The sequence below is a fragment of the Bacillus sp. CH_70 genome, from assembly GCF_038007045.1.
GTDB lineage: Bacteria > Bacillota > Bacilli > Bacillales > Bacillaceae_G > Bacillus_A > Bacillus_A cereus.
This window is the reverse complement of record NZ_JBBOWL010000001.1, coordinates 3,289,651-3,310,472: the sequence shown is the minus strand read 5'-3', so window position 1 is coordinate 3,310,472 and position 20,822 is coordinate 3,289,651. Positions and strand designations below refer to the sequence as shown.

Below are 20,822 nucleotides of genomic sequence, written 5' to 3'. Positions count from 1 at the left end.
TGAGATACTTATACAATGACTCCTAGGTGACTAGGAGTTTTTACTATATAACTATCATTATTACTAAATATGACACACTACACATTCTACTCAAGGAGGTACATAATGAAGAAATTATATAATGCATCGTTTACGTATTTGATTATCGGTTTATTATCAGGGATTTTCGCTAGGGAGTATGGTAAGTATAAAGGGATTTTAGGATCTACTTTGTTAAATCTTTTGCATACACATACACTTGTACTTGGCTTTTTCTTCTTTTTAATTGCTTTAGGATTAGCAAAAGTATTCGCGTTTCATGAAGTGAAAGGGTTTAATAAGTGGTTTGTTTTACATAACATTGCATTAACATTAATGTTAGGTTCGCTAGCAGCGAGAGGGCTTCTTCAGTTAAATGGAGCTGACTTTAAAGGGTTAACTTATATTGTAGGGTTTTCTCATTCGTTGATGGCAGTTACTTTAATTTGGTTTATGTTGTTAATAAAGAAATCGTTTAAAATGTAGTGAAAAAGAACTTGTAGCGTGTGCTGCAGGTTCTTTTTTGTATGTTTAGGTTTAATAATCTTATTTTTCTAATTATTTTGTATAAAGATGGTATACTTGTTTTAAAATTAAAAAGGAGAGTTGATTATGGAAATAACAATTGAACATGTAGTAAATGAATTAAAAGGCATACTTCCTGAAGATCGAGTAGTAATAAATATGACAGTACGAGAGTTACATAGTAAAGATGAATCTTACCACGTTAGTAGTTTACCTGATGTAGTTGTTTTTCCAAAAACGACCGAAGAAGTTAGCGCGATAATGAAAATAGCGAGTCAGCACGGAACAGCTGTCGTTCCATTTGGAGTAGGGTCCAGCTTAGAGGGACATGTAATTCCTTACGAAAAAGGAATTACAATGGACTTTTCTCTTATGAACAAAATACTTGAAATAAGAGAAAAGGATTTTCTTGTGAGAGTACAGCCAGGGGTGACGCGCTCTCAGCTTAATAAAGAATTGAAAAAGTATGGATTATTTTTTAGTGTAGACCCAGGAGCTGATGCAACGTTAGGAGGAATGGCTGCTACAAATGCGAGCGGAACGACAGCGGTAAAGTATGGTGTAATGCGTGATCAAGTTCGAGATTTAGAAGTCGTTCTTGCTGATGGAGGAGTAATACATACCGGGAATTTAGCGGCGAAGTCATCATCAGGTTATCATTTAAATGGTATTTTCGTAGGATCAGAAGGAACACTTGGATGTTTCACGGAGTTAACTTTAAAAGTATACGGTATACCAGAACATGTTATGGCTGCGAGGGCATCGTTTCCAACTATAAATGATGCAGTAGAAGCTGTAATTAACATATTACAAGCAGGTATTCCAATCGCGAGAATTGAACTCGTTGATGAATTATCTATGAAACAAGTAAATTATTACAATGAAACAAGTTACAGAGAAGAACCGACACTGTTTTTAGAGTTTCACGGCAATGAAGCAGGGTTAAAGCAAGATATTGAATTTACGAAAGAAATCGTTCTTGATCATAAATGTATAGAAATTACGTTTGAGACGGAAACAGCAGCGAGAAATAAACTGTGGGATGCAAGACATAACTTAGCGTACTCTTACGTGCATAGTTATCCTGGTAAAAAGCTAATGAGTACAGACGTATGTGTGCCAATTTCGGAATTAGCTGGAGCGATTCAACATGCGAAAGAGGTATTAGATAAAGTAGGGCTTATTGGCGGTATTCTAGGTCATGTTGGAGATGGGAATTTCCATGTACTCTTAATGATTGACACAAATGATAAAGAGGAAGTAAAGAAGGCGGACGAAATAAACGAAAGTATCGTTCTGTATGCTCTTAAACGAGGAGGAACGTGTACAGGAGAACATGGCGTTGGAATCGGAAAACGAAAGTATCAAGAAGAAGAACATGGGGCGGCATTATTTGTAATGGAGAAAATAAAGAAAGCTCTTGATCCGCAAAATATTTTGAATCCGAATAAGGTGTTTCAATTAAAAGATAGGGGCTGATTGGATGAAAGTACTAGAAGCGATAAGTAATATAGCTGGAAAGTATTTTGCATTTTGGACCGGCTGCTGCACTCCCAAGTGTATTAGCGGCAGTATGGCATAACATTTCAGGGCCAATATTAGCAACCATCTGGTCAAAAAATGCAAAGAACACTTTCAGCGATGAAAATGTATCAATAAATATAGAAAAATAGGAATGATAAATAATGCAAAAACGTATTGTACATTTTGAAGGAATGGTTGTATTTTTAGCCACGATTTATATGTATTCAATATATGAGTTTAGTTGGATTATATTTTTTGTATTCCTTTTAGCGCCGGATTTATCCATGTTAGCGTATGGGATCAATAATCACGTTGGTGCGAAAATATATAACGTATGTCATACATATATCATATCCATATTAATTGTTCTAATAGGTGTCTATTTTAAGATAGATACCGTTATAGTGATTGGCTTAATATGGACAGCACATATTGGAATGGATCGAATGTTTGGATATGGATTGAAATATGAGACGGATTTTAAGGATACTCATATTCAAAGATTATAATTGCTTTTGAGGAGAGGGATACGTTGAAACAGAGAATTACTATCGAAGAATATAACATCAAATGGGAAAGTGAATTTAATAAGCTACAAACTCTCATTAACGATGTGATGGAAGACAGCATTTTATCCATTGAACATGTTGGGAGTACATCTGTTAAAGGGCTTGCATCAAAACCAATACTAGATATTGATGTTGTAATAGAAGAGTACGAAATTTTTCATGAGGTAGTAAAAAAACTTGAGAAGATAGGGTACTATCATCAGTTAGAATGGAGCTTTAAAGGAAGAGAGGCGTTTGGAAGAAAGGATATGTTCGTTCCATGGAACGAGGGAAATACAGTTTGGATGGAACATCATTTATATGTGTGTGATAAAAATAGTGAAGAGTTGAGAAGGCATATAGCGTTTCGAGATTACCTTCGTGAACATACTGAAGTAGCTAATGAGTATGGAAACTTGAAGGAAGAGTTAGCAAGAGAGTCGAAAAATCGATCTAGTTATATTGAGGGTAAGACCGTATTTATTACAAATATATTAGAAAAAATAAACTAAAGCAGCATGGAATACATGCTGCCTATTGTTTTGAAATAGAAAGCTGCCATTATAAAACAAATGCAAACTGGCCCTGTTGATTGATGCGGTTACTAAATATAATAGGAAATAAATTAGAAAAGATCGGAAAAGAGGGAGCTTATGTACATACCAAAATATTTCGCAATACAAGATGAAGAGATGAAGTACGAAATAATGGAACAAAATAGCTTTGCGACATTATTTTCTCAACATAACGGAGAACCATATGCAACGCACTTGCCGTTGTTATTAAATAGGGAGACCCTTACTTTACATGGTCACTTCGCACGGCCGAATGAACAGTGGAAAGATATTGGGACTCAGCAAGTACTAGCTATATTTCAAGGACCACATAGTTATATCTCTCCGTCATGGTATGAAACAAACAATGCAGTACCAACATGGAATTACGTTGCAGTGCATGTATACGGTGAATTAGAAATTGTTGAAGATGAGAAGACATTAGTAGATTCTCTTCAAGATTTAGTAAATAAATATGAAGATCCAGAGAGCACCTACTCACTTAATGATGTAGATCCAAATTATATGGGAGGATTAAGTAAGGGAATAGTTGGATTCAAAATAAAGATAAATAAAATAGAAGGAAAAGCGAAGTTAAGTCAAAATCATTCTGTAGAGAGACGAAATTTAGTTGTGGAGAAACTTGAGAAAGTTGGTAGTGAGGAGAGTAAGAGGATTGCGGAGTTGATGAGAAAATAAAGTCTACATGAAAGGAAAATATTCTAAATAAGCGTATTTAAAAAGACCTTCTTAATTGAAGGTCTTCCGTTTTTTAAAGTGCTTTTTCAGTTGTTGTTGAGTTGTAGTCTTTACTTACGTCAACGGATTGAACAAGACCAGGTCTTTGTGGTGCAGGGGTGTCCCCAATGTTTAATGCTACATATCCTAACTGTGTTTTCGGTGTTTCTGAGGTGAAGCTTAATCCAAGAGTTGTGATGCTAATAACAGCTAAGCCAATGATGCTCAATTTAATCTTTTTCATTATATCAAAGCTCCCTTTTCTTCATGTTTTTTTCTTGCTTGATTGGCCATGTAAAAGTATTGACTAGCTTTTATATGGTCTTCTTTTTCATAAAACATATTTGCTAGAACATCAGTGTACTCTTGTATACATTCCCAAAGGTTTTCTGTTTTAAAGTAAGAAATTCCTTCCAAAATTATCATTTCTAAATCATTTATAGAAGTTTTATTATTTAGTTCTCTTAAAATCATGAAACGATATTGAAACTCTTTGTTTTCTAGTTTATTTGAGATGTTTAATCCTTTTTTTATAAGTTCTTTAGCCTGGGTATATTCTCCAAGCTTGTAGTATTCACGTGCTTCAACAAAAAGTGCTTTAAAGTGATTTGGTTGCTTAGTTGTAACCTCTGAAATATGACGCATTGCTAACTCTGAAAGGTTTTGACTTGCATATAGCCAAGCTAAATTATGTCGTACTCTTAATGATAAAGTCTCCTCTGAATACTTCTGTAGAATATTTAATGCTGAATCAAGTCTAATTTCAGCTTGTTCAAACTGTTTTAAATCAATACAAGATAAACCAAAGATGTTATCACACAAAGCAACATTAATTTCGCAGTTTATATGTTTTGAAAAAATCGCTTTAGCTTCATTTGCAGATTGGATTGCTACTAGTGGTTGATATGTTTGATAATAATAGGAAGCTAAGCGGTAGTTAAATTCAGCATTCTCTAGTTCGTCAGGTACGTGTATTAGCAGCTTTTTAGCGTTCTCGAAAAGGTGTTTTGCTGCATTGTAGTTTCCAATAATTGTATTGTGAATAGCCTTAAAAAAATGATAATAATAAGAAAATAGCCCATTCTCTGGAAGTGGGAAAGAATCAATTTTATTAAAATCATCTTTATTAATATTTAAACCATCTGTTAAAATTTTGTATCTGAAATTAAAAAGTGAATAATACAATTGTAGGTTTGTATCTTCTTCTGAATTAGAGATGATATTTTCAATATCTTTTTTTATTTTTGTTGCATGGGTAGTTTGATGTTGTAACATAGCTCTATACCAGTCATTAAATAATTTTGTAATTTGTTCATTACCTTGTAGTTGAACGTTCATGAAATCCCCTCACTTTTTGAATATTCTTATAAAATATAGTATCAAAAATAAAAATATTTAGAAATGATGTTTTATATTTCTCAATATTTGTTTAACAAGCTTACGAGTAATTCTATTGGAATAGTGTAGAATTTATTTTGGATTAAAGAAATGGCATCGGGGGGTGTGCATTTTAAAGTTTTAGTTGAGTGGGGGGATATAAAAAGGGTGCGTTCACACAATTTATATGAACGCACCTTTTTACATATTAAACAATCAAGTCCCACAAAAAGTACGATAAGGACGACTCGTAGGCGCAGGCGGAATGCAGTATTCTTCTTGATCTGTAGAATACGCATAAGGGTTTGATAAAGCTTCAAGAAGTTGCTCCATTACGCTATAGTCGTCATTTGTAACAGCTGCTTCTAGTGCTTCTTCTACACGGTGGTTCCTCGGGATGATTGATGGGTTATTATTTTTCATCATCTCGTAGGCGTTTTCTTTTGATTGTTCTTGTCTTTCTAATCGAGATTGCCAAAGTTTGTACCATTCTTTAAATTCAGGACTTTCAAATAGAGCTGTATTTTCGATAGCATCAAGAGTTAATGAACGGAATGTATTTGTGTAATCCGCTTTATATTTCTCCATCATTTTTAAAAGTTGCTCAATAAGTGATTGATCTTGTTCTTCGTTGCTAAATAGTCCTAATTTCTTTTTCATTCCAAGGAACCACTGTTTTTCATACTGTACGCTAAATTTCGAAATTTCGTCTTGAGCGATTTTTAATGCTTCTTCTTCATCTTCGTGCAGAATTGGCATTAAAGATTCAGCTAGTCGTGCTAGATCCCATGCGGCCATATATGGTTGATTTCCATATGCATAACGACCTTGTGTGTCAATAGAGCTAAATACGGTTCCTTGGTCGTAATTGTCCATAAATGCACAAGGACCGTAATCAATTGTTTCGCCACTGATCGTTATATTGTCAGTGTTCATTACGCCGTGAATAAATCCAACAAGTTGCCATTTTGCGATAAGACTTGCTTGTTTTTTAATGACTTCTTGTAGTAATGCAGTATATCGGTTTTCATGGGATTCACTTTCTGGGTAATGTCTTTTTATCGTATAGTCAGCTAGCGATTTAAGGTCCTCTATTGAACCACGAGCTGCAGCATATTGAAATGTACCGACCCGTATATGGCTACTAGCTACTCTAGTTAAAATTGCTCCAGGTAATTTTGTTTCACGATATGTTGGTTCCCCGGTTGTAACAACTGCTAAACTGCGAGTAGTCGGAATATCAAGTGCATACATTGCTTCACTAATAATATATTCACGTAGCATCGGACCGAGTGCAGCACGGCCATCTCCTCGGCGTGAATAGGGAGTAGGGCCAGAACCTTTCAGTTGAATATCGAAACGCTCACCTGAAGGAGTAATTTGTTCGCCAATTAAAAGAGCACGACCGTCGCCTAACATATTAAAATGTCCGAATTGATGACCAGCATATGCTTGAGCTAATGGATGAGCTCCTTCTGGGAGTGCATTACCAGCGAAAATAGCAATTTCAGCTTCCTTTTTCAGTTCTTCAGGGGTCAAGCCAAGAGATATCGCTAATGAATGGTTTAGTTTAACTAACTTCGGTGAACTTACGGGAGTAGGGGGGATTTCTGTATAAAATGATTGTGGTAAAGTCATATAACTATTATCTAAATTCCAACCTGTTTCATTATTTTTAGTCATTGTATCTCCTCCTTTTTGTATTTTAAATTATGTATTTGTACGTATGTATTCTTTGTAAAGTTAACTAAAAGTATAATACAATATTTCCCCTTGCAATCTATTGTAAGGACTTCATTGTACTATGTCTATTTAACAGCAAATTTAAAACCTCCATTTTTAAAAATGGAGGTTTTATTATTATTTAATTTTTACAATTAATTTTCCTTTTGCTCTTCCAGACTCTGAATATTCCATTGCTTTTTGCGCATCTTCAAAAGGGAAAACTCGATCGATTACCGGTTTAATTTTTCCGGCTTCAATATAGTTTGCAATAGTACGTAATTGATCCCCGCTTGGCTTCATAAATAAAAATGAATATTGAGCATTATGTTTTTCTTCAAGTGCAGTAAGTTTTTTGCTGGCTAATGAAAATAAGAGAGTTTTAAAGAATCCTGAACCAAATTCTTTACCGAAGCGAGCATTCGGCATGCCTGAAACTGAAACAATGTTTCCTCCGCTTTTTATAATATTGAATGATTTTTCAAGTGTTGCACCGCCGATTGTATCAAATACCGCATCATAATTTTTTAGTATATCTTCAAATTTTTCTGTTTTGTAATTAATAATTTCATCTGCGCCAAGAGACGTTACTAAATTCGCACCAGCTTCACTAGCAGTCGTTGTAACAATGGCACCCATTATTTTTGCTAGCTGAATAGCGAAAGTACCAACACCACCGGATCCAGCGTGAATTAAAATCTTTTGTCCTTTTTGTAATTGCATGATGTCATGTAATGCTTGATATGATGTTAAGCCAACGAGTGGAATCGAAGCAGCTTCCTCAAAATTTAAATTTTTCGGTTTTAAAGCTATATCATCTTCATGAATGGCTATATACTCCGCGAAAGTACCAATCTTATTTTTTCTTGGGCGTGCATATATTTCATCATCGACTTTAAAGTTAGTCACTTTTGCCCCAACCTTTACGATGACACCGGAAAAGTCATTACCAAGGATTAGGGGCATCTCATATTTAAGCAACATCTTCACTTTTCCATCGCGTATTTTAAAATCAATTGGATTAATACTAGCTGCATGAATTTCTGCGAGCACTTCATACTCATTAATTTCAGGAGTAGGTACCTCTGCCATACGCATTGGGACTTTTCCGTACTTATCAATTATCATTGCTTTCATTTCTTATACCTCCAAGTTTTAATAAAAGTTTTGCAATAGCTTCTCAATATCTAATACAAGATTTTTTAATAAACCTAATTTTGTACGTATATCAATATAATAAAAATTCTTTGTACCTTCTTTTCTCATTAAAATAATGCCAGCTTCTCGTAAAATCTTAAGGTGATGTGATACGGCTGGACGGGAAAGGTGTGTTTGCTTCGTGATTTCTCCTACACGTAATCCTGTTTGACATTCTGTTTCCATTAGCACTAATAAAATAGCTTGACGTGTTTCATCACCAATTGCCAATAATACTTTTTGAGAATCAATAAAATCTTTTTTTATAATATTTAATTGTTCTTGTTTATTCATTTCAATCACTTTGCCTCCAGGTAATTAGTCGAAAGGTTTAAGATGATGAACCATTACTTCGATACGGTAATGCTACATGATTGTTGTACGAGGTGCAATATTGAGAAAGAAAATCGAGACGAATGAATTTTTTATTGTTGAAAATTATAGGGAGATAGAAAAGGGATTGGAAGGATTACATAACACAATAGATGAAGTTTTAAAAACAAAAAATGATGTAACAATAAAATAAGCGGTCGTAACCTTGTATAATCCATAAGGTTACGACCGCTTATAATGTTTGTATTATTTTTGATTTTTACGATAGAACATGGTTCAACGTAAAGTACATTCTTTTGTTTTACACTTTCATACAGACACAATTCAGGTGGATTATAGATGTATGAAAAGGTAAAAGGAATTTTGGGGCGTAATCTATCTATATGATAATTTAAAATGAAATATAAGTCTATATTTTAATGTTTTTTTTGATTATATTTATGTCACTGAGCTCAGAACAATGATGTGGAGGGTAAATATATGAATGTACCAGTTTTAATTGTTGGAGGGGGATTATCTGGGTTAGCGTCTGCGTTATTTCTTGCAAAACATAACATTGAGTACTTACTTATTGAAAGGCATCCGTCTACTGCCATTCATCCGAAAGCAGGCGGTCTTACTTTACGTACAATGGAGTTATTTCGAGAATTAGGTTTGGAAAAAAGAATTAAATTGGCAGGTAAAGCATTAGAGAACTGCCGAGGAAGAATAGCAGTTCATACAATAGCTGAGGCGAATAAAGAAGAATTGGAACAAATGAGAGCGACACAATACGGAAACGATGAAGAGTTACTTCAAAAAATAGAAAAGATTAGTCCATCAAAACAAACTGCGTGTTATCAAATTATTTTAGAAGAGGTGATGTTACAAGAAGCGAAAATGCTAGGCGGGCAACTATCTTTTTATCATGAATTAGTTTCATTTGAACAAAATGAAAACGGGGTAAAAGCAAAGATTCGAAATCGTGAAACAGAAAAAGAAAGTGTCATACATTGTGACTATGTAATTGCAGCAGATGGAGCGAAAAGTAAAATACGTGAGCAGTTAGGGATTAAAACTGAGGGGCGTGGAACCATTGGTGGCTATTATATGAATATTTATTTTGAAGCAGACTTAAGTGAGTTTATACAAGGAGACGCATTCGGTTTTTCTATGGTACTTCATCCAGAGGTTCTTGGTGCACTGATCCCAGTAGATAACGTAAAAAAATGGATTTACCATGTAGCCTACGATCCATTAAAAGGAGAGGGACCAGAGGATTTCACGATGGAACGTTGTAAACAAATTATTCAAATAGCAATTGGAAGTACAAATATTGAGTCAGAAATATTAAGTGTTTTACCGTGGGAAGCGGCCGAAAGTACAGCGGTGAAATTTCAAGGAAATCGAGTCTTTCTAGTTGGAGATTCAGCACATATTATGCCGCCAACAGGCGGATTTGGTTCAAATACAGGAATACAAGATGCGCATGACTTAGCTTGGAAATTAGCGGCTGTTATAAAAGGGAAGGCAAAACCAAAATTGTTAGAAACATATCATGAAGAGAGACACTCTGTTGCAAAATTAACGACAGCTTATGCAAGTAGTTTACTGTTTCGTGCTGCGAAGAGAGAGAAAGGCAGTTTGAATAATATGGATGGTTTAGCTGTTACAGCTGGATATCAGTATTGTTCAGAGGCGATTATAGATAATTCAGTCACTCCACATAGAATGGATAGCATAGAGTTGAACGGAAGACCTGGAACGCGAGCGCCACATTTATGGGGAACGTATGAAGGAAAGGAAGTTTCTATATTAGACTTATTCGGTAACAGTTTTGTATTACTTACAAGAGTAGAAAATAGTTCTTGGGCTGAAGCAGCACATACTGTTTCAGCTAAATTAGGAATAAATATAAAAGGGTATCGTGTTGGCTTAAGTGGAGACTTTGTTGCTCCAGAAGATATTTTTAGCAAATTATATGGTATAGGGAATGGAGGTGCTGTATTAATTAGACCAGATGGCTTTATCGGATGGCGTTCGGAAAAAACGGTAGTAAATCCAGATATAGTATTGGAAGAGGTAATGAGAAATTTATTATGTGATTTTTAAGTAACTACGGAAATATTGTTTTATGTGCTTCACTGTACTGAAAAAAATATTCACAAATTTCAATAGGTTTGATATTATTAAATTCGACAAGTTAATAGAGGCCGGAGATATTTGAGAAAAGCCATAAATTTATTTAGGGATACAGGAGTGTAGCCTAAATAATTTATGGCTTTTTTTATTGAATGAACCGTACAAAATAGGGAGTTACATGTGAAAAGGAGGGCTATAGGAATTAAATAGGATAATACTAGTTTTCTATATTAATAATATAGAGAAAGTATATTTGTAAGATTGGAATTTTAATATAGGTTTATAAAAATAATGAAAGTGTGTCTTCTATTTCGTGTAAATCTCATTAGCTTGTTGAAATTTGCAACGTAGGAAGGGTTAGAAGGATGAGAAAGATTATTAGCGTTTTAGTTATTTTCTTTATGACGGGAAGCATCTTTGCTGGGGGAGCTGTTCATGCAAAGGCAGAAGGAAAGCATGAGGGGAATGCGAATAAGTTTTTAAATATTGCACATCGCGGAGCAAGTGGACATGCACCTGAGCATACTTTTGCTTCTTATAATCTAGTGAAAAAAATGAAAGCGGATTATTTAGAGTTAGATATCCAATTAACAAAGGATGGCCAATTAATTGCAATGCATGATACAGCAGTTGATCGCACTACAAATGGAACAGGCGAAGTACGTGATAAAACGTTAAGCGAAATAAAGAGTTTAGATGCAGGATCATGGTTTAATAAAGCGTATCCAGAAAAGGCTAAGCAAGAGTATGTTGGGCAAAAAGTTCCAACTCTTGAAGAAATTTTTCAAAAGTATGGAAGAAGTATGAAGTATTATATTGAAACAAAATCACCAGATGTGTACCCAGGAATGGAAGAGAAATTGTTGGCGTTGTTACAAAAATATAATTTAGTAGGTCAAAACATGTCTTCTAGCCGTGTTATGATTCAATCATTTAGTAAAGATAGTTTGAAAAAGATTCATAGTATGAATGAAAATATTCCGTTAGTTCAATTGCTTTGGTATTATCCAAATGAAAACAATGAAATTGTCGAATGGTCTGGCATTACACATGAACCGAAAAGTGTAACGAATGATGATTTTCAAGAAATTAAAAAGTATGCAGCTGGTATTGGACCAAACTTACGTAATGATAACGGAGAACTAATTATTGATGAGTCATATATGAAAATGGCTAGGAAAAATGGACTGTTAATTCACCCTTATACAATTAACGAGAAACCAGATATGAGACTGTTAATCAAATGGGGTGCTACAGGAATGTTTACAAATTATCCGGATCGATTACATAGTGTATTGAAGGAAAAATAAGTGGAAAAGGGTATACCAGTGTTTTAGGTATACCCTTTTTAATTTAACTCCCCGATAAACAGAATCTCTTTTTCATAGCATTCATCTTCATCATAAATAATTTCTTGAAAGCGAAGTGTTTGGAAGGAATGATAAACCGAAATTTTCCATGTCTCCCAAAAATCAATTTCATTTGAAAGAAGAATCCATTTTTGAAATTCACTATCTCTATTAAAGAAATTATGAAAGTAGTTCTCATTTTTAAATATAATGATTTGCGAATCACACAAATTATTTATAGAAATCAAAACAACAACTCGATATGTATGTGTATCGCCCGGTTTCATATTTATTAAATGATTTGCTTGATTTAATAAGGTTTGAATACATAATCGCTTTACTTTTCTAGGTGTTTTACGAGAGTCAATAAAAGCTCGCGAAACTGGCAATAGCATATTCCAATATTCATCGTTATAGAAAGTAGAAGGGAACGTTTTTGTATGTTCCTCAATTCGCTTTATCATAGTGTTTGTTTTTCGTTTCATACCACGTATTTTCTTTTCACGCATTGAGAGTCATCTCCATAAATTTTTGTAATGCAGCAGAGTGATATATATCTTTTCTAGTAATAAAAGTAGTAGGAACTTTTTTGAAGCTATTTGGCAAAGGGTTGAATGATATGTCATGTTGATGACCATTTAAAATAGACTTCATCATAATTGCTACGCCCATACCTGATTTTACACATGCGAGTATCGCTTCAATTGTTCCAAACTCTAATACTCGTTTAGGTGAAATTCCTTCTTCTTGAAGCCAATCTTCTAATAAATTTCTATAATAGCACCCGTGACTAAATGCAAGTAAATTCATGTCTCCTATGTCTTTAAAGGAAGATAAAGGATTTTTGCTAATGAGAACTAATTCTTCTTCATGAAATATATTTGTATGAAGTTCAGCATGCTGAGTGGTTCCAGCGATAAACGCCCCGTCTAGTTTTCGTTCTAATACAAGTCTAATCAATTGTTCCGTCGTATTTGATTCTAAAATCAATTCGACTTTTGGGTATTCCTCATAATAGGCCGTTAATATAGATGGAAGTCTTACAGCGGTTGTAGATTCTGTACATCCAATTTTTAAAGTGCCCCTTGGTTCGATCCCATTACTTTGAACTGCTTTAATAGATTGATCCATTAAGTGGATAATTTGTTTAGCGTATGTTAATAAAATCTCACCGTTAGAAGTTAAAGTTACACCTTTTCCGTTTCGGTAAAATAAAGGTACACCTAGTTCGTTTTCTAGTTGTTTCATACGCATTGTTACGCCAGACTGTACATAGTTTAAATTTTTAGCTGCGTGAGATATGTTTTTTTCTTTCGCAACTTCGTAAAATACAGTTAAATCTTTTATATCCAAGTATCATCCCTCCATAAAAGGTATCATTTTTTTTGATGGATTACATGATAAATCTTTATTTTATATGATATCAGAACTTTCATACAATGGAAGGGGATGGAGGGATTATTGTGTTAATGGAAGAAAGGATGAATGGTACTTATAAGTGGGTTATGTTAATTTTTGCGACAGTTGCTCAAACAACAGCGACACTTATAACGTATGGTGTTGGAGCATTTGCTTTATTTTGGAAAGAAGAATATGCACTTACGAATACGGAGAGTGGATTGTTAGTAAGTGTTGTAAATATAGGACCGCTATTTTGTATGCTTTTTGTTGGGCGGCTACTTGATCAATACAATGAAAAGTTGTTAATTTCGATAAGTTTATTTTTACTAGGGGGTTCGTTTTTACTGACTAATATGGTCAATGGATTTAATGGGTTACTCTTTGTACTTTTATTAGTAGGAACGTTTTATAGTGTTTCGCAGCCAGGAGGAAGTAAGGTGATAATGAAGTGGTTCTCAAAAGAAAATCGCGGGTTAGCGATGGGGATTAGACAAGCCGGTATACCGATTAGTGGTACATTAGCGGGAGTATTGATCCCGTTTCTTACAATAAAATATAATATGGCCTATGCGGTAAATAGCATTGCATGCATTTGTATAATTGGAGGGTTTTTATTTTTTATATTTTATAAGGAACCATATATTCAAGAGAAAGTTAAACAAGAACGTAGTAAACTTTCTTTTTGGATGCAGTTAAAAGAAGTGATGTGCAAAAAAGAGTTGTATGCAATTTATATAACTGGCATTTGTATGATTTCATTGCAAATGGTGTTAGTTGCACACTTTATAAAATTTTTAGTATTGGAACAATCAATCACGCCAATTTTAGCTGGAAAAGTATTTTCCGTTATGTTCTTTTCTGGAATGGTTGGTAGGGTTATATTAGCAGCTACTAGTGATTTATTTTATAAGGGGAATAGGCGTACCCCCTTATTTATAACTGTTTGTATTTCTATTTTCTTCATTCTAATATTAGTAATGAGCATACATACAATAACGAATGTATTGTATGGCGTAAGTGCATTGTTAGGGTTCTTTTCAATTGGATGGTTTAGTCTTTTTATAACTGAAGTTGCGGAATCAGCAAGTGAAGAATCGGTAGGGATGACAGTGAGTTTTGCACTTACATTAAATCAAATTGCTATTATTGTTGCGCCTGCTTTATTTGGTTATATTGTAGATAAGAAGGGATATACGTACGCGTGGTTATGCATAGTTGTATTACTAACTATTTCAGCGGCTAGCTTATATAGGAAGTATAGAAAATGAAGGAATGTTAGCAATGTAAATTTTTTATGAAGAAAGTCTAAAGAAATGTTGAATGAGAGACATTTCTTTTTTATTTGTTGTATAATCAAAATGTAAATGAGATTCGTTTTCAATTTCGTTCATTACCTCTTTTGAAATTACCTGTAATTTTAGCCATAATTAGCTGTTTTTCTTTATCGTTATTTGCATGATTTATTTTATTTAAAAATTTTTCAGCATCATTTCCTTTTAATATCATAATCTGCTTTCCGTAATATTCAATTAATACCATGTTATTTTTTGTTATCCGATAATGAAATATCTTATCATCTAAACGATTGCGTTTATCGGTGTTTTTCATATTACATCTCCATTCTTTTTAGTATGTAACAAATGTTACAAAAGAATTTGAAATTATAGTGTAATGCATCCGATTGTATGTTGGAAATTTTGCAAGAAAGAAATACAATAGAGAGTAGTAAAAATTGAAAATGAGAAAAAGGAATCTAGTTTTAACAGAGTGAATATTAAATAATATTATAATATACTTGATAATTAAAAGATATAAAATAGAATGGATGTACGTTAAGTGAAACTAGATAAAAGAGGGTTCCTAGTATGTTAAAGAAATGGTTAATCGTTTTCTTTATTTTTGCTGTTTTTTGTGGGAGTGTTGTTACACTAATACATGCAAATAAAGGAAAAAAATATGATACAAAGGCATTTTCTAATGTAAATAATAAGCAAAAAGATGTTAAGCAGGAAGTTGATGCGAATGAGAAAAAGCGTTATGAAATTGCAGCTGGAAAACTAGATCAGTACTTAAAAGATAAAGGATTTAATGGGAGTGTTCTTGTAGCAAGTAAAGATCATGTCATTTTACGAAAAGGCTACGGTTATGCGAATGTGAAAGATCAAGTATTAACAACGCCAAGAACGAAATATCGCATTGGGTCTATTACGAAAACAGTAGTTGCAATATCTATTATGCAACTAAAAGAAAAAGGGAAGTTGAACATTGAAGACAATGTAAATAAATATATCCCATCGTTTCCGGCAGATAAAAACATTACGTTACGAAACTTGTTAACACATACGTCTGGATTACCAGAACAGGGACAAGGTAGTGTTGACGCAGCATCACGGTTAAAATTAGTAACGTGGATTGGGGCACAAACGTTACAATTTCCAGCAGGGACAGGATGGAAATATACAGATTATAATTATATGGTGCTTGCATATATTGTAGAAAAAATATCGAATAAACCACTTGCTGAATATGTGAAAGAAAATATTTTGACTCCTGTTGAAATGAATGAATCTGGAATGGGCGCAACACTCCCAGAAGATATTTTCTTAGCAGAAGGGTATACGAAAAAAGATAATAAGTTAATAGCCACGCCTCGCTTAAAAATGAACTGGCTGTATGGTTGTGGTGAAATGTATACGACTGTTGAAGATATGAAAAAGTTAGATGAAGCTATTATGGATGGTAAACTACTTTCCAAACAAAGTGTATCAGATATGTTTTCTGCATCACCTGCAAGAAAATATGGATTTAGTTTCTATATTTACCCAGATTATTATCATAACCACGGTGTATTAGCTGGCTGGAACACTTTTAATAATTTTAACTGGGATAAACGAATGTTTGTCATATTATTTTCTAACGTCCAAAATGGTATGAATGATGCATTTAATCAGGAATTTAGGAAAATGGCGAATGATTTAATAGAAGGAAAGTAATTATAAAAAAATCGGTATTGATATGTAATTATCAATACCGATTTTTTTATTTTGTAAAGTTTTACTTACTGAATAAAGTGAAACTTTAATCAGCAGGGCCCCACCTAACTTCTTTGCTTTCGCTGAATTTTGAGGTGGGGGTCTTACTGCCCACAAATGGCGGGATAAATAGGTAAAAAGGTGATTGGCATTTGAATAAATCTAAATAGGTAGTTAAATGATAAGTAATGCAAAGAACAATTGGTAATTTTTACATTGATAAAAAAGCTTGAGCTTCACACTATGTGAAGCTTTACAGTATTGGAGACAAGAACAGGAGGTTGGAAAAATGAAAAAAGCAATAAAGTTTTGTTTAATAGCTACATTATCTACAACGATTATTAGTGGATGCTCTTTTGAGGGTAACAATGAAAATGTTAAAGGGAAAGAAGGAGAAAAAGTAGAGGTACAGAAAAATGCTGGGAAATATACGATGCCAGATGAAAAAGATAAACATGAAGGTACATGGCTGCAATGGCCACATGAATACACATATGGTGAAGAGTATAAGCAGGAAGTTGAACCTATTTGGGTTAAGATGGCAAGTGCTTTAACTGAGGGTGAGAAAGTTCACATTGTTGCATATGACCAGGAAGAAAAGGAGAGAATCAATAAGCTTTTAACAGATGAAGGGTTAAATATGGAGAAGATTGATTTCTTTATCGCGCCTACTGATGATGTATGGGCAAGGGATAGTGGACCGATTTTTGTTTATGACAGCAACAAAAATCTCAAAATATTAGATCCAGCATTTAATGGTTGGGGGAAGAAGACACCTTATAAAAATGATGCTCAAATACGTAAGAATGTTAGTAAACAATCAGGAATTGAAAGAATTGATTGGGGGAAATTTGTCCTTGAAGGCGGCGCAATTGAATTAGACAGCAATGGGACTGCTTTATTAACTCGAAGTGCGGTAACGAATAAAAATAGAAATCCTGATTTATCAGAAAAGGAAATTGAAAAATATATAAGTGACCTTGGGGTATCAAACTTTATTTGGTTAGACGGAGTACCTAATTTAGATATTACGGACTTTCATATTGATGGATTTGCTAAATTCCATAATAAATCTACCATTGTAACGATGAAAGAAGATGACCTAGCTGAATGGGGTTTATCTAATAAAGATATGGATACATTGTTAGATGCCAAAAATGCTTCAGGACAGAAATATAAGTATGAATACTTGCCGCTTAGTAAAGAAAAGGTTGCTTTAGAGAATGGAAAAACTCTCGATTATAAGGGATCGTATATCAATTATTATATTGGGAATACAGTTGTATTAGTGCCTAATTATAATGATCCGAATGATAAAATCGCAAACGATACGATTCAGAAGTTATACCCAGATCGTAAAGTAGTCGGTATTGATGTGAGGGAGTTGTATAAAAACGGCGGTATGATACATTGTGTGACACAACAACAACCAATTGCATTGAAGTAATTAATTGTAATTTCGTTGTGCTGCTATATAGACAAAATAGGTGAAATCTTATCTTTGCCTATTTTGTCGTTCCTTATTATTTGTAAAAATAAAAATTAAATATAATGATAATTGAATTGTAGTGTATGTTCGCTTTTCGTTTTATATGGTAAAGGAGAAAAATGTTTGTGTTAAAGAATTTTAAAATAGTGTTTTCGTATTTCCCTATCGTTTTACAGTACATTTTAAATGTAGCCTTAATTTGCTTAGGGGTTGTTCTAAGTGTATTTCTTATGAAAGAAGTCATTCAGTTTATACAAGAACTGAAATTGGATGGTAATGAATCTAGTTATCATTTAATTGATAGTATCGTCGTATTCTTTCTGTACTTTGAATTCATCGTAATGATTATAAAGTATTTTCAAATGAATTTTCATTTTCCATTACGATATTTTATATATATAGGTATAACAGCTATTGTTCGTCTTATTATTATAGATCACGATAGTCCGTTAGATTTATTGTTATATGCCTGTGCAATCTTTGTATTAATTAGTGCGTTGTTCATTGCGAATTCTAAAATGATGCGTCGAGATTTAGAATAGTGAACATTTGTTGTTGAATTAAATAAGATATTTTATCTTTTTGAAAAAAGGAGTAACAGTATTGAAAGAAATAATCTTAACCAGCCTCATAATGATAGGGTTTATGATTCTATTATTTAATTGTATACTTTCATGATTTAAAAGAATAAAAGGTTAATAGAGAAAGAGGTTTTTGTAAATATGGTTCATTACAATAATCAAAATAGTTTACATCAAATATTTACATTAAAAGGGACAATTATAAGAGATATTTTCCCGCAAATCGTATTATATACGTGTATTTCAACGATAGTAGCTGTGATTAATTATTACTATACAGAAATAAATATAAATCAGACTCCTTGGGTAATCGTCGGAGGAGCTTTAGGATTACTATTAGTGTTTCGTACGAATACTGCCTATGATCGGTACTGGGAAGGTAGAAAGCTCTTTGGCACGGTTGGTGCTTGTACTAGAAATTTAGCAATTAGTTTTTTATGTCATTGGGATTCTAAAGGGAAGAGTATGGAGCAGGAAAAAATAAAATTTTTACATTTATTAATTGCATTTCCAAAGTTAGCGAAAGGACACTTGAGAGAGGAAAAAAATCTATCTGAAGTGAAATCATTGCTCGCTGTCTGTTCTGAGAAGGAAAAAGCACTTTTGGTTGAGTCCAATCATTTACCGATTAGTATAGTTTTTATGTTGAAAACTATACTATCAAAAGGTTTGAAAACGGGGCAAATTCATCCAAATGCGATAATTAGTATGGAAATGGATTTGAATACGTTACTTACATCTGTGGGTGGATGTGATCGTATCAAAACAACACCTATTCCTTTTGCATATTTTGCTCATATAAAAATTTTATTGATTATATTTTGTGCGACTTTACCGATTGGTCTTGTTGATAGTCTCGGATGGTTTACAGTACTTGCGACTACGTTTATAAGTTTTGCATTCATAGGTATTGAAGCAATAGGGGTTGAAATTGAAGATCCCTTTGGTCAGGATCCAAATGATCTTCCGCTAGAAGGAATTTGTATAGGAGTAGAAGCGCATTTAGTGAATTTATATAATCAAAACGATCTATTAGAAGTAATGGGTTTGAATCTTGATACAAAAATCATTTAATCATTTATTGTTGTTTTAAAATAGGTTATTTAAAAAACTTGTCAAGAGTCAATTTAAGGCTTAACGTCAGCTTTATATTTTTTATATAAATATATAATATTTCTCCATGCTATAATCCATTCATGAAATATACGCGGTTCATGAGTTGTAATGAAAAGAGAAATGAATTGAGGAATAGTTGGCTTTGTGAAATCAGTTATGTAACTACTATTAAAAAGCGAGGTAAATAATATGGAACAAAAACATAATGGGATTATTTTTACTGCAATACCAGACGAATCGAATGAATATTATCAACCATTTTATGAAGACTTGATTTACTTTAATGAATGTTTAAATGAAAAGAAATCAATTGCGGATCAACTTATATCTTTATCTGTTGAAGAACAAGACTTTCATACGAGCTGTTTTGAGTATGATGATATTTGGCTAAGAGATGTTGCACCGGTTGTCACAAATCATCTAGTTAAATTTAAATATCGACCAAATTATTTGCCAGATGATCAAGGGCGATATTTAGATCAACAGTTTAATAAATGGTTGAAAAAGAATGACTTTGAATATGTGAAATCCCCATTAATATTAGATGGTGGTAATCTTATTTGGAATAAAAAAGATACCGTAATATTAACAGAACGTATATTTGATGATAACGATGATTGGACAGAAGAGGAAATTATTGAGCAGTTAGAATGGGATTTAGATGTGAGTCGAGTTATTATTATTCCTGCTGAAGAAGGGGATGTACTAGCACACGCAGACGGAATGGTTAAATTTATTGATGAACATACAATGTTTATTAGTGATTTTTTAGGAGATCATGAATTTAGATATAGTGTTCAAGAGATTATTCAAGAACAAATGCCAGAAGCTGAATTTATAGTTGTTCCTTCATCATATACAGAGAAAGGACAATATGATCAAGAGATAGCATCAGCAAAAGGGTTGTATATAAATATGTTAGAATCATGTGATGCTCTTTATGTTCCTAAGTTTGGACTAGCCAAAGATGAGGAAGTTTTACGATATATTCAACAGTATACGGAGAAGCAAGTTATTCAAATTCATGTAGGAGAAATATCAACAATGGGAGGCGCAATGAATTGTTTAACGTGGTATTGTCCAAGCCATTTGTTACCTTCGAAAATGAGAAGATTGAAAAATCAGAATGAAGATTTTTCAATGAAGAAGATTTTTGATTGGTTTTAATAAATAAGTAATGAAAAGAAAATATATTCA

General features: G+C 33.3%; 22 protein-coding genes and 1 pseudogene. 15 read left to right on the top strand and 8 right to left on the bottom strand.

The features are described from left to right. Positions 1 to 105: 105 nt before the first annotated feature. The 6 genes and pseudogenes from N2V79_RS16810 to N2V79_RS16785 all read left to right on the top strand — a co-directional run bounded on the left by N2V79_RS16810 (position 106) and on the right by N2V79_RS16785 (position 3,868). Positions 106 to 504, top strand: coding sequence for a DUF2871 family protein (locus tag N2V79_RS16810; RefSeq protein WP_000737891.1), 399 nt, complete (start codon positions 106 to 108; stop codon positions 502 to 504). Positions 505 to 630: 126 nt separating this feature from the next. Next, positions 631 to 2,022: an FAD-binding oxidoreductase gene (locus N2V79_RS16805; protein ID WP_000406581.1), complete on the top strand. Its 1,392-nt coding sequence runs from the start codon at positions 631 to 633 to the stop codon at positions 2,020 to 2,022. A 50-nt stretch (positions 2,023 to 2,072) separates the two neighbouring features. Then, positions 2,073 to 2,216, top strand: a pseudogene (locus tag N2V79_RS16800) (bile acid:sodium symporter family protein); the annotation flags it as partial. A gap of 12 nt (positions 2,217 to 2,228) precedes the next feature. Further along, entirely contained in the window at positions 2,229 to 2,576 is a 348-nt protein-coding gene (locus tag N2V79_RS16795) for a DUF4260 domain-containing protein (RefSeq protein WP_053563872.1), read from the top strand. Positions 2,577 to 2,599: 23 nt separating this feature from the next. Continuing rightward, positions 2,600 to 3,127: a GrpB family protein gene (locus N2V79_RS16790; RefSeq protein ID WP_000813613.1), complete on the top strand. Its 528-nt coding sequence runs from the start codon at positions 2,600 to 2,602 to the stop codon at positions 3,125 to 3,127. Positions 3,128 to 3,268: 141 nt separating this feature from the next. Next, positions 3,269 to 3,868, top strand: coding sequence for an FMN-binding negative transcriptional regulator (locus tag N2V79_RS16785; protein WP_000275796.1), 600 nt, complete (start codon positions 3,269 to 3,271; stop codon positions 3,866 to 3,868). A gap of 73 nt (positions 3,869 to 3,941) precedes the next feature. Here N2V79_RS16785 and N2V79_RS16780 read toward each other — a convergent pair whose 3' ends face one another. The 5 genes from N2V79_RS16780 to N2V79_RS16760 all read right to left on the bottom strand — a co-directional run bounded on the left by N2V79_RS16780 (position 3,942) and on the right by N2V79_RS16760 (position 8,506). Beyond that, entirely contained in the window at positions 3,942 to 4,151 is a 210-nt protein-coding gene (locus N2V79_RS16780; RefSeq protein ID WP_197241942.1) for a hypothetical protein, read from the bottom strand. Then, the gene (locus N2V79_RS16775; protein ID WP_001102729.1) at positions 4,151 to 5,245 is read right to left on the bottom strand and encodes a response regulator aspartate phosphatase; all 1,095 of its coding nucleotides are present in this window, start codon (positions 5,243 to 5,245) and stop codon (positions 4,151 to 4,153) included. Before N2V79_RS16775 ends, N2V79_RS16780 begins: the two co-directional genes overlap by 1 nt. A 255-nt stretch (positions 5,246 to 5,500) precedes the next feature. Further along, a complete protein-coding gene (locus tag N2V79_RS16770; protein ID WP_197241940.1) occupies positions 5,501 to 6,967 on the bottom strand; it encodes a protein adenylyltransferase SelO in 1,467 nt (488 codons plus the stop codon). Positions 6,968 to 7,144: 177 nt separating this feature from the next. Next, on the bottom strand, positions 7,145 to 8,143 hold the full coding sequence (locus N2V79_RS16765) for an NADP-dependent oxidoreductase (protein ID WP_000646415.1): 999 nt from the start codon (positions 8,141 to 8,143) through the stop codon (positions 7,145 to 7,147). Between the two features lie 18 nt (positions 8,144 to 8,161). Continuing rightward, positions 8,162 to 8,506: an ArsR/SmtB family transcription factor gene (locus tag N2V79_RS16760; RefSeq protein WP_000571870.1), complete on the bottom strand. Its 345-nt coding sequence runs from the start codon at positions 8,504 to 8,506 to the stop codon at positions 8,162 to 8,164. A 91-nt stretch (positions 8,507 to 8,597) separates the two neighbouring features. Here N2V79_RS16760 and N2V79_RS16755 point away from each other — a divergent pair, with 91 nt between their 5' ends. The 3 genes from N2V79_RS16755 (at position 8,598) to N2V79_RS16745 (ending at position 11,967) form a co-directional block, all read left to right on the top strand. Next, complete coding sequence (locus N2V79_RS16755; protein WP_001227549.1) at positions 8,598 to 8,729, top strand: hypothetical protein; 132 nt, start codon at positions 8,598 to 8,600, stop codon at positions 8,727 to 8,729. 287 nt (positions 8,730 to 9,016) lie between these two features. Further along, on the top strand, positions 9,017 to 10,627 hold the full coding sequence (locus N2V79_RS16750) for an FAD-dependent oxidoreductase (RefSeq protein ID WP_340720087.1): 1,611 nt from the start codon (positions 9,017 to 9,019) through the stop codon (positions 10,625 to 10,627). Between the two features lie 395 nt (positions 10,628 to 11,022). Beyond that, entirely contained in the window at positions 11,023 to 11,967 is a 945-nt protein-coding gene (locus N2V79_RS16745) for a glycerophosphodiester phosphodiesterase (protein WP_098400787.1), read from the top strand. Positions 11,968 to 12,005: 38 nt separating this feature from the next. Here N2V79_RS16745 and N2V79_RS16740 read toward each other — a convergent pair whose 3' ends face one another. Further along, on the bottom strand, positions 12,006 to 12,515 hold the full coding sequence (locus N2V79_RS16740; RefSeq protein WP_197241938.1) for a DUF3916 domain-containing protein: 510 nt from the start codon (positions 12,513 to 12,515) through the stop codon (positions 12,006 to 12,008). After that, positions 12,508 to 13,359, bottom strand: a complete 852-nt coding sequence (locus N2V79_RS16735) for a LysR family transcriptional regulator (RefSeq protein ID WP_197241936.1) — start codon at positions 13,357 to 13,359, stop codon at positions 12,508 to 12,510. The genes N2V79_RS16740 and N2V79_RS16735 overlap by 8 nt, the downstream gene beginning before the upstream one ends. Before the next feature lie 86 nt (positions 13,360 to 13,445). Between N2V79_RS16735 and N2V79_RS16730 the strand changes: the two genes are divergently transcribed. After that, positions 13,446 to 14,675 carry an MFS transporter gene (locus tag N2V79_RS16730; RefSeq protein ID WP_197241935.1) on the top strand — a complete coding sequence of 410 codons (1,230 nt, stop codon included), beginning with the start codon at positions 13,446 to 13,448 and terminating at the stop codon, positions 14,673 to 14,675. 109 nt (positions 14,676 to 14,784) lie between these two features. Here N2V79_RS16730 and N2V79_RS16725 read toward each other — a convergent pair whose 3' ends face one another. Then, a complete protein-coding gene (locus tag N2V79_RS16725) occupies positions 14,785 to 15,015 on the bottom strand; it encodes a hypothetical protein (protein ID WP_078401307.1) in 231 nt (76 codons plus the stop codon). A gap of 257 nt (positions 15,016 to 15,272) precedes the next feature. Here N2V79_RS16725 and N2V79_RS16720 point away from each other — a divergent pair, with 257 nt between their 5' ends. The 5 genes from N2V79_RS16720 (at position 15,273) to N2V79_RS16700 (ending at position 20,792) form a co-directional block, all read left to right on the top strand. Next, on the top strand, positions 15,273 to 16,400 hold the full coding sequence (locus N2V79_RS16720) for a serine hydrolase domain-containing protein (protein WP_197241933.1): 1,128 nt from the start codon (positions 15,273 to 15,275) through the stop codon (positions 16,398 to 16,400). A 328-nt stretch (positions 16,401 to 16,728) separates the two neighbouring features. Further along, on the top strand, positions 16,729 to 17,886 hold the full coding sequence (locus tag N2V79_RS16715) for an agmatine deiminase family protein (RefSeq protein WP_016080772.1): 1,158 nt from the start codon (positions 16,729 to 16,731) through the stop codon (positions 17,884 to 17,886). Positions 17,887 to 18,053: 167 nt separating this feature from the next. Next, positions 18,054 to 18,470, top strand: coding sequence for a phosphate-starvation-inducible protein PsiE (gene psiE, locus N2V79_RS16710; protein ID WP_000916570.1), 417 nt, complete (start codon positions 18,054 to 18,056; stop codon positions 18,468 to 18,470). A 180-nt stretch (positions 18,471 to 18,650) separates the two neighbouring features. Next, positions 18,651 to 19,583, top strand: coding sequence for a bestrophin family protein (locus N2V79_RS16705; RefSeq protein WP_197241932.1), 933 nt, complete (start codon positions 18,651 to 18,653; stop codon positions 19,581 to 19,583). Positions 19,584 to 19,814: 231 nt separating this feature from the next. Further along, positions 19,815 to 20,792, top strand: a complete 978-nt coding sequence (locus N2V79_RS16700) for an agmatine deiminase family protein (RefSeq protein WP_000435519.1) — start codon at positions 19,815 to 19,817, stop codon at positions 20,790 to 20,792. Positions 20,793 to 20,822: the final 30 nt, after the last annotated feature.

Bases quoted from the DNA above. Each gene is read 5' to 3' on its own strand.
- N2V79_RS16715 (WP_016080772.1), top strand. From the start codon at position 16,729: ATGAAAAAAGCAATAAAGTTTTGTTTAATAGCTACATTATCTACAACG.
- N2V79_RS16740 (WP_197241938.1), bottom strand. From the start codon at position 12,515: ATGCGTGAAAAGAAAATACGTGGTATGAAACGAAAAACAAACACTATG.
- N2V79_RS16705 (WP_197241932.1), top strand. From the start codon at position 18,651: ATGGTTCATTACAATAATCAAAATAGTTTACATCAAATATTTACATTA.
- N2V79_RS16810 (WP_000737891.1), top strand. From the start codon at position 106: ATGAAGAAATTATATAATGCATCGTTTACGTATTTGATTATCGGTTTA.
- N2V79_RS16725 (WP_078401307.1), bottom strand. From the start codon at position 15,015: ATGAAAAACACCGATAAACGCAATCGTTTAGATGATAAGATATTTCAT.
- N2V79_RS16700 (WP_000435519.1), top strand. From the start codon at position 19,815: ATGGAACAAAAACATAATGGGATTATTTTTACTGCAATACCAGACGAA.
- N2V79_RS16770 (WP_197241940.1), bottom strand. From the start codon at position 6,967: ATGACTAAAAATAATGAAACAGGTTGGAATTTAGATAATAGTTATATG.
- N2V79_RS16730 (WP_197241935.1), top strand. From the start codon at position 13,446: ATGGAAGGGGATGGAGGGATTATTGTGTTAATGGAAGAAAGGATGAAT.
- N2V79_RS16795 (WP_053563872.1), top strand. From the start codon at position 2,229: ATGCAAAAACGTATTGTACATTTTGAAGGAATGGTTGTATTTTTAGCC.
- N2V79_RS16785 (WP_000275796.1), top strand. From the start codon at position 3,269: ATGTACATACCAAAATATTTCGCAATACAAGATGAAGAGATGAAGTAC.
- N2V79_RS16745 (WP_098400787.1), top strand. From the start codon at position 11,023: ATGAGAAAGATTATTAGCGTTTTAGTTATTTTCTTTATGACGGGAAGC.
- N2V79_RS16780 (WP_197241942.1), bottom strand. From the start codon at position 4,151: ATGAAAAAGATTAAATTGAGCATCATTGGCTTAGCTGTTATTAGCATC.
- N2V79_RS16805 (WP_000406581.1), top strand. From the start codon at position 631: ATGGAAATAACAATTGAACATGTAGTAAATGAATTAAAAGGCATACTT.
- N2V79_RS16765 (WP_000646415.1), bottom strand. From the start codon at position 8,143: ATGAAAGCAATGATAATTGATAAGTACGGAAAAGTCCCAATGCGTATG.
- N2V79_RS16720 (WP_197241933.1), top strand. From the start codon at position 15,273: ATGTTAAAGAAATGGTTAATCGTTTTCTTTATTTTTGCTGTTTTTTGT.
- N2V79_RS16750 (WP_340720087.1), top strand. From the start codon at position 9,017: ATGAATGTACCAGTTTTAATTGTTGGAGGGGGATTATCTGGGTTAGCG.
- N2V79_RS16775 (WP_001102729.1), bottom strand. From the start codon at position 5,245: ATGAACGTTCAACTACAAGGTAATGAACAAATTACAAAATTATTTAAT.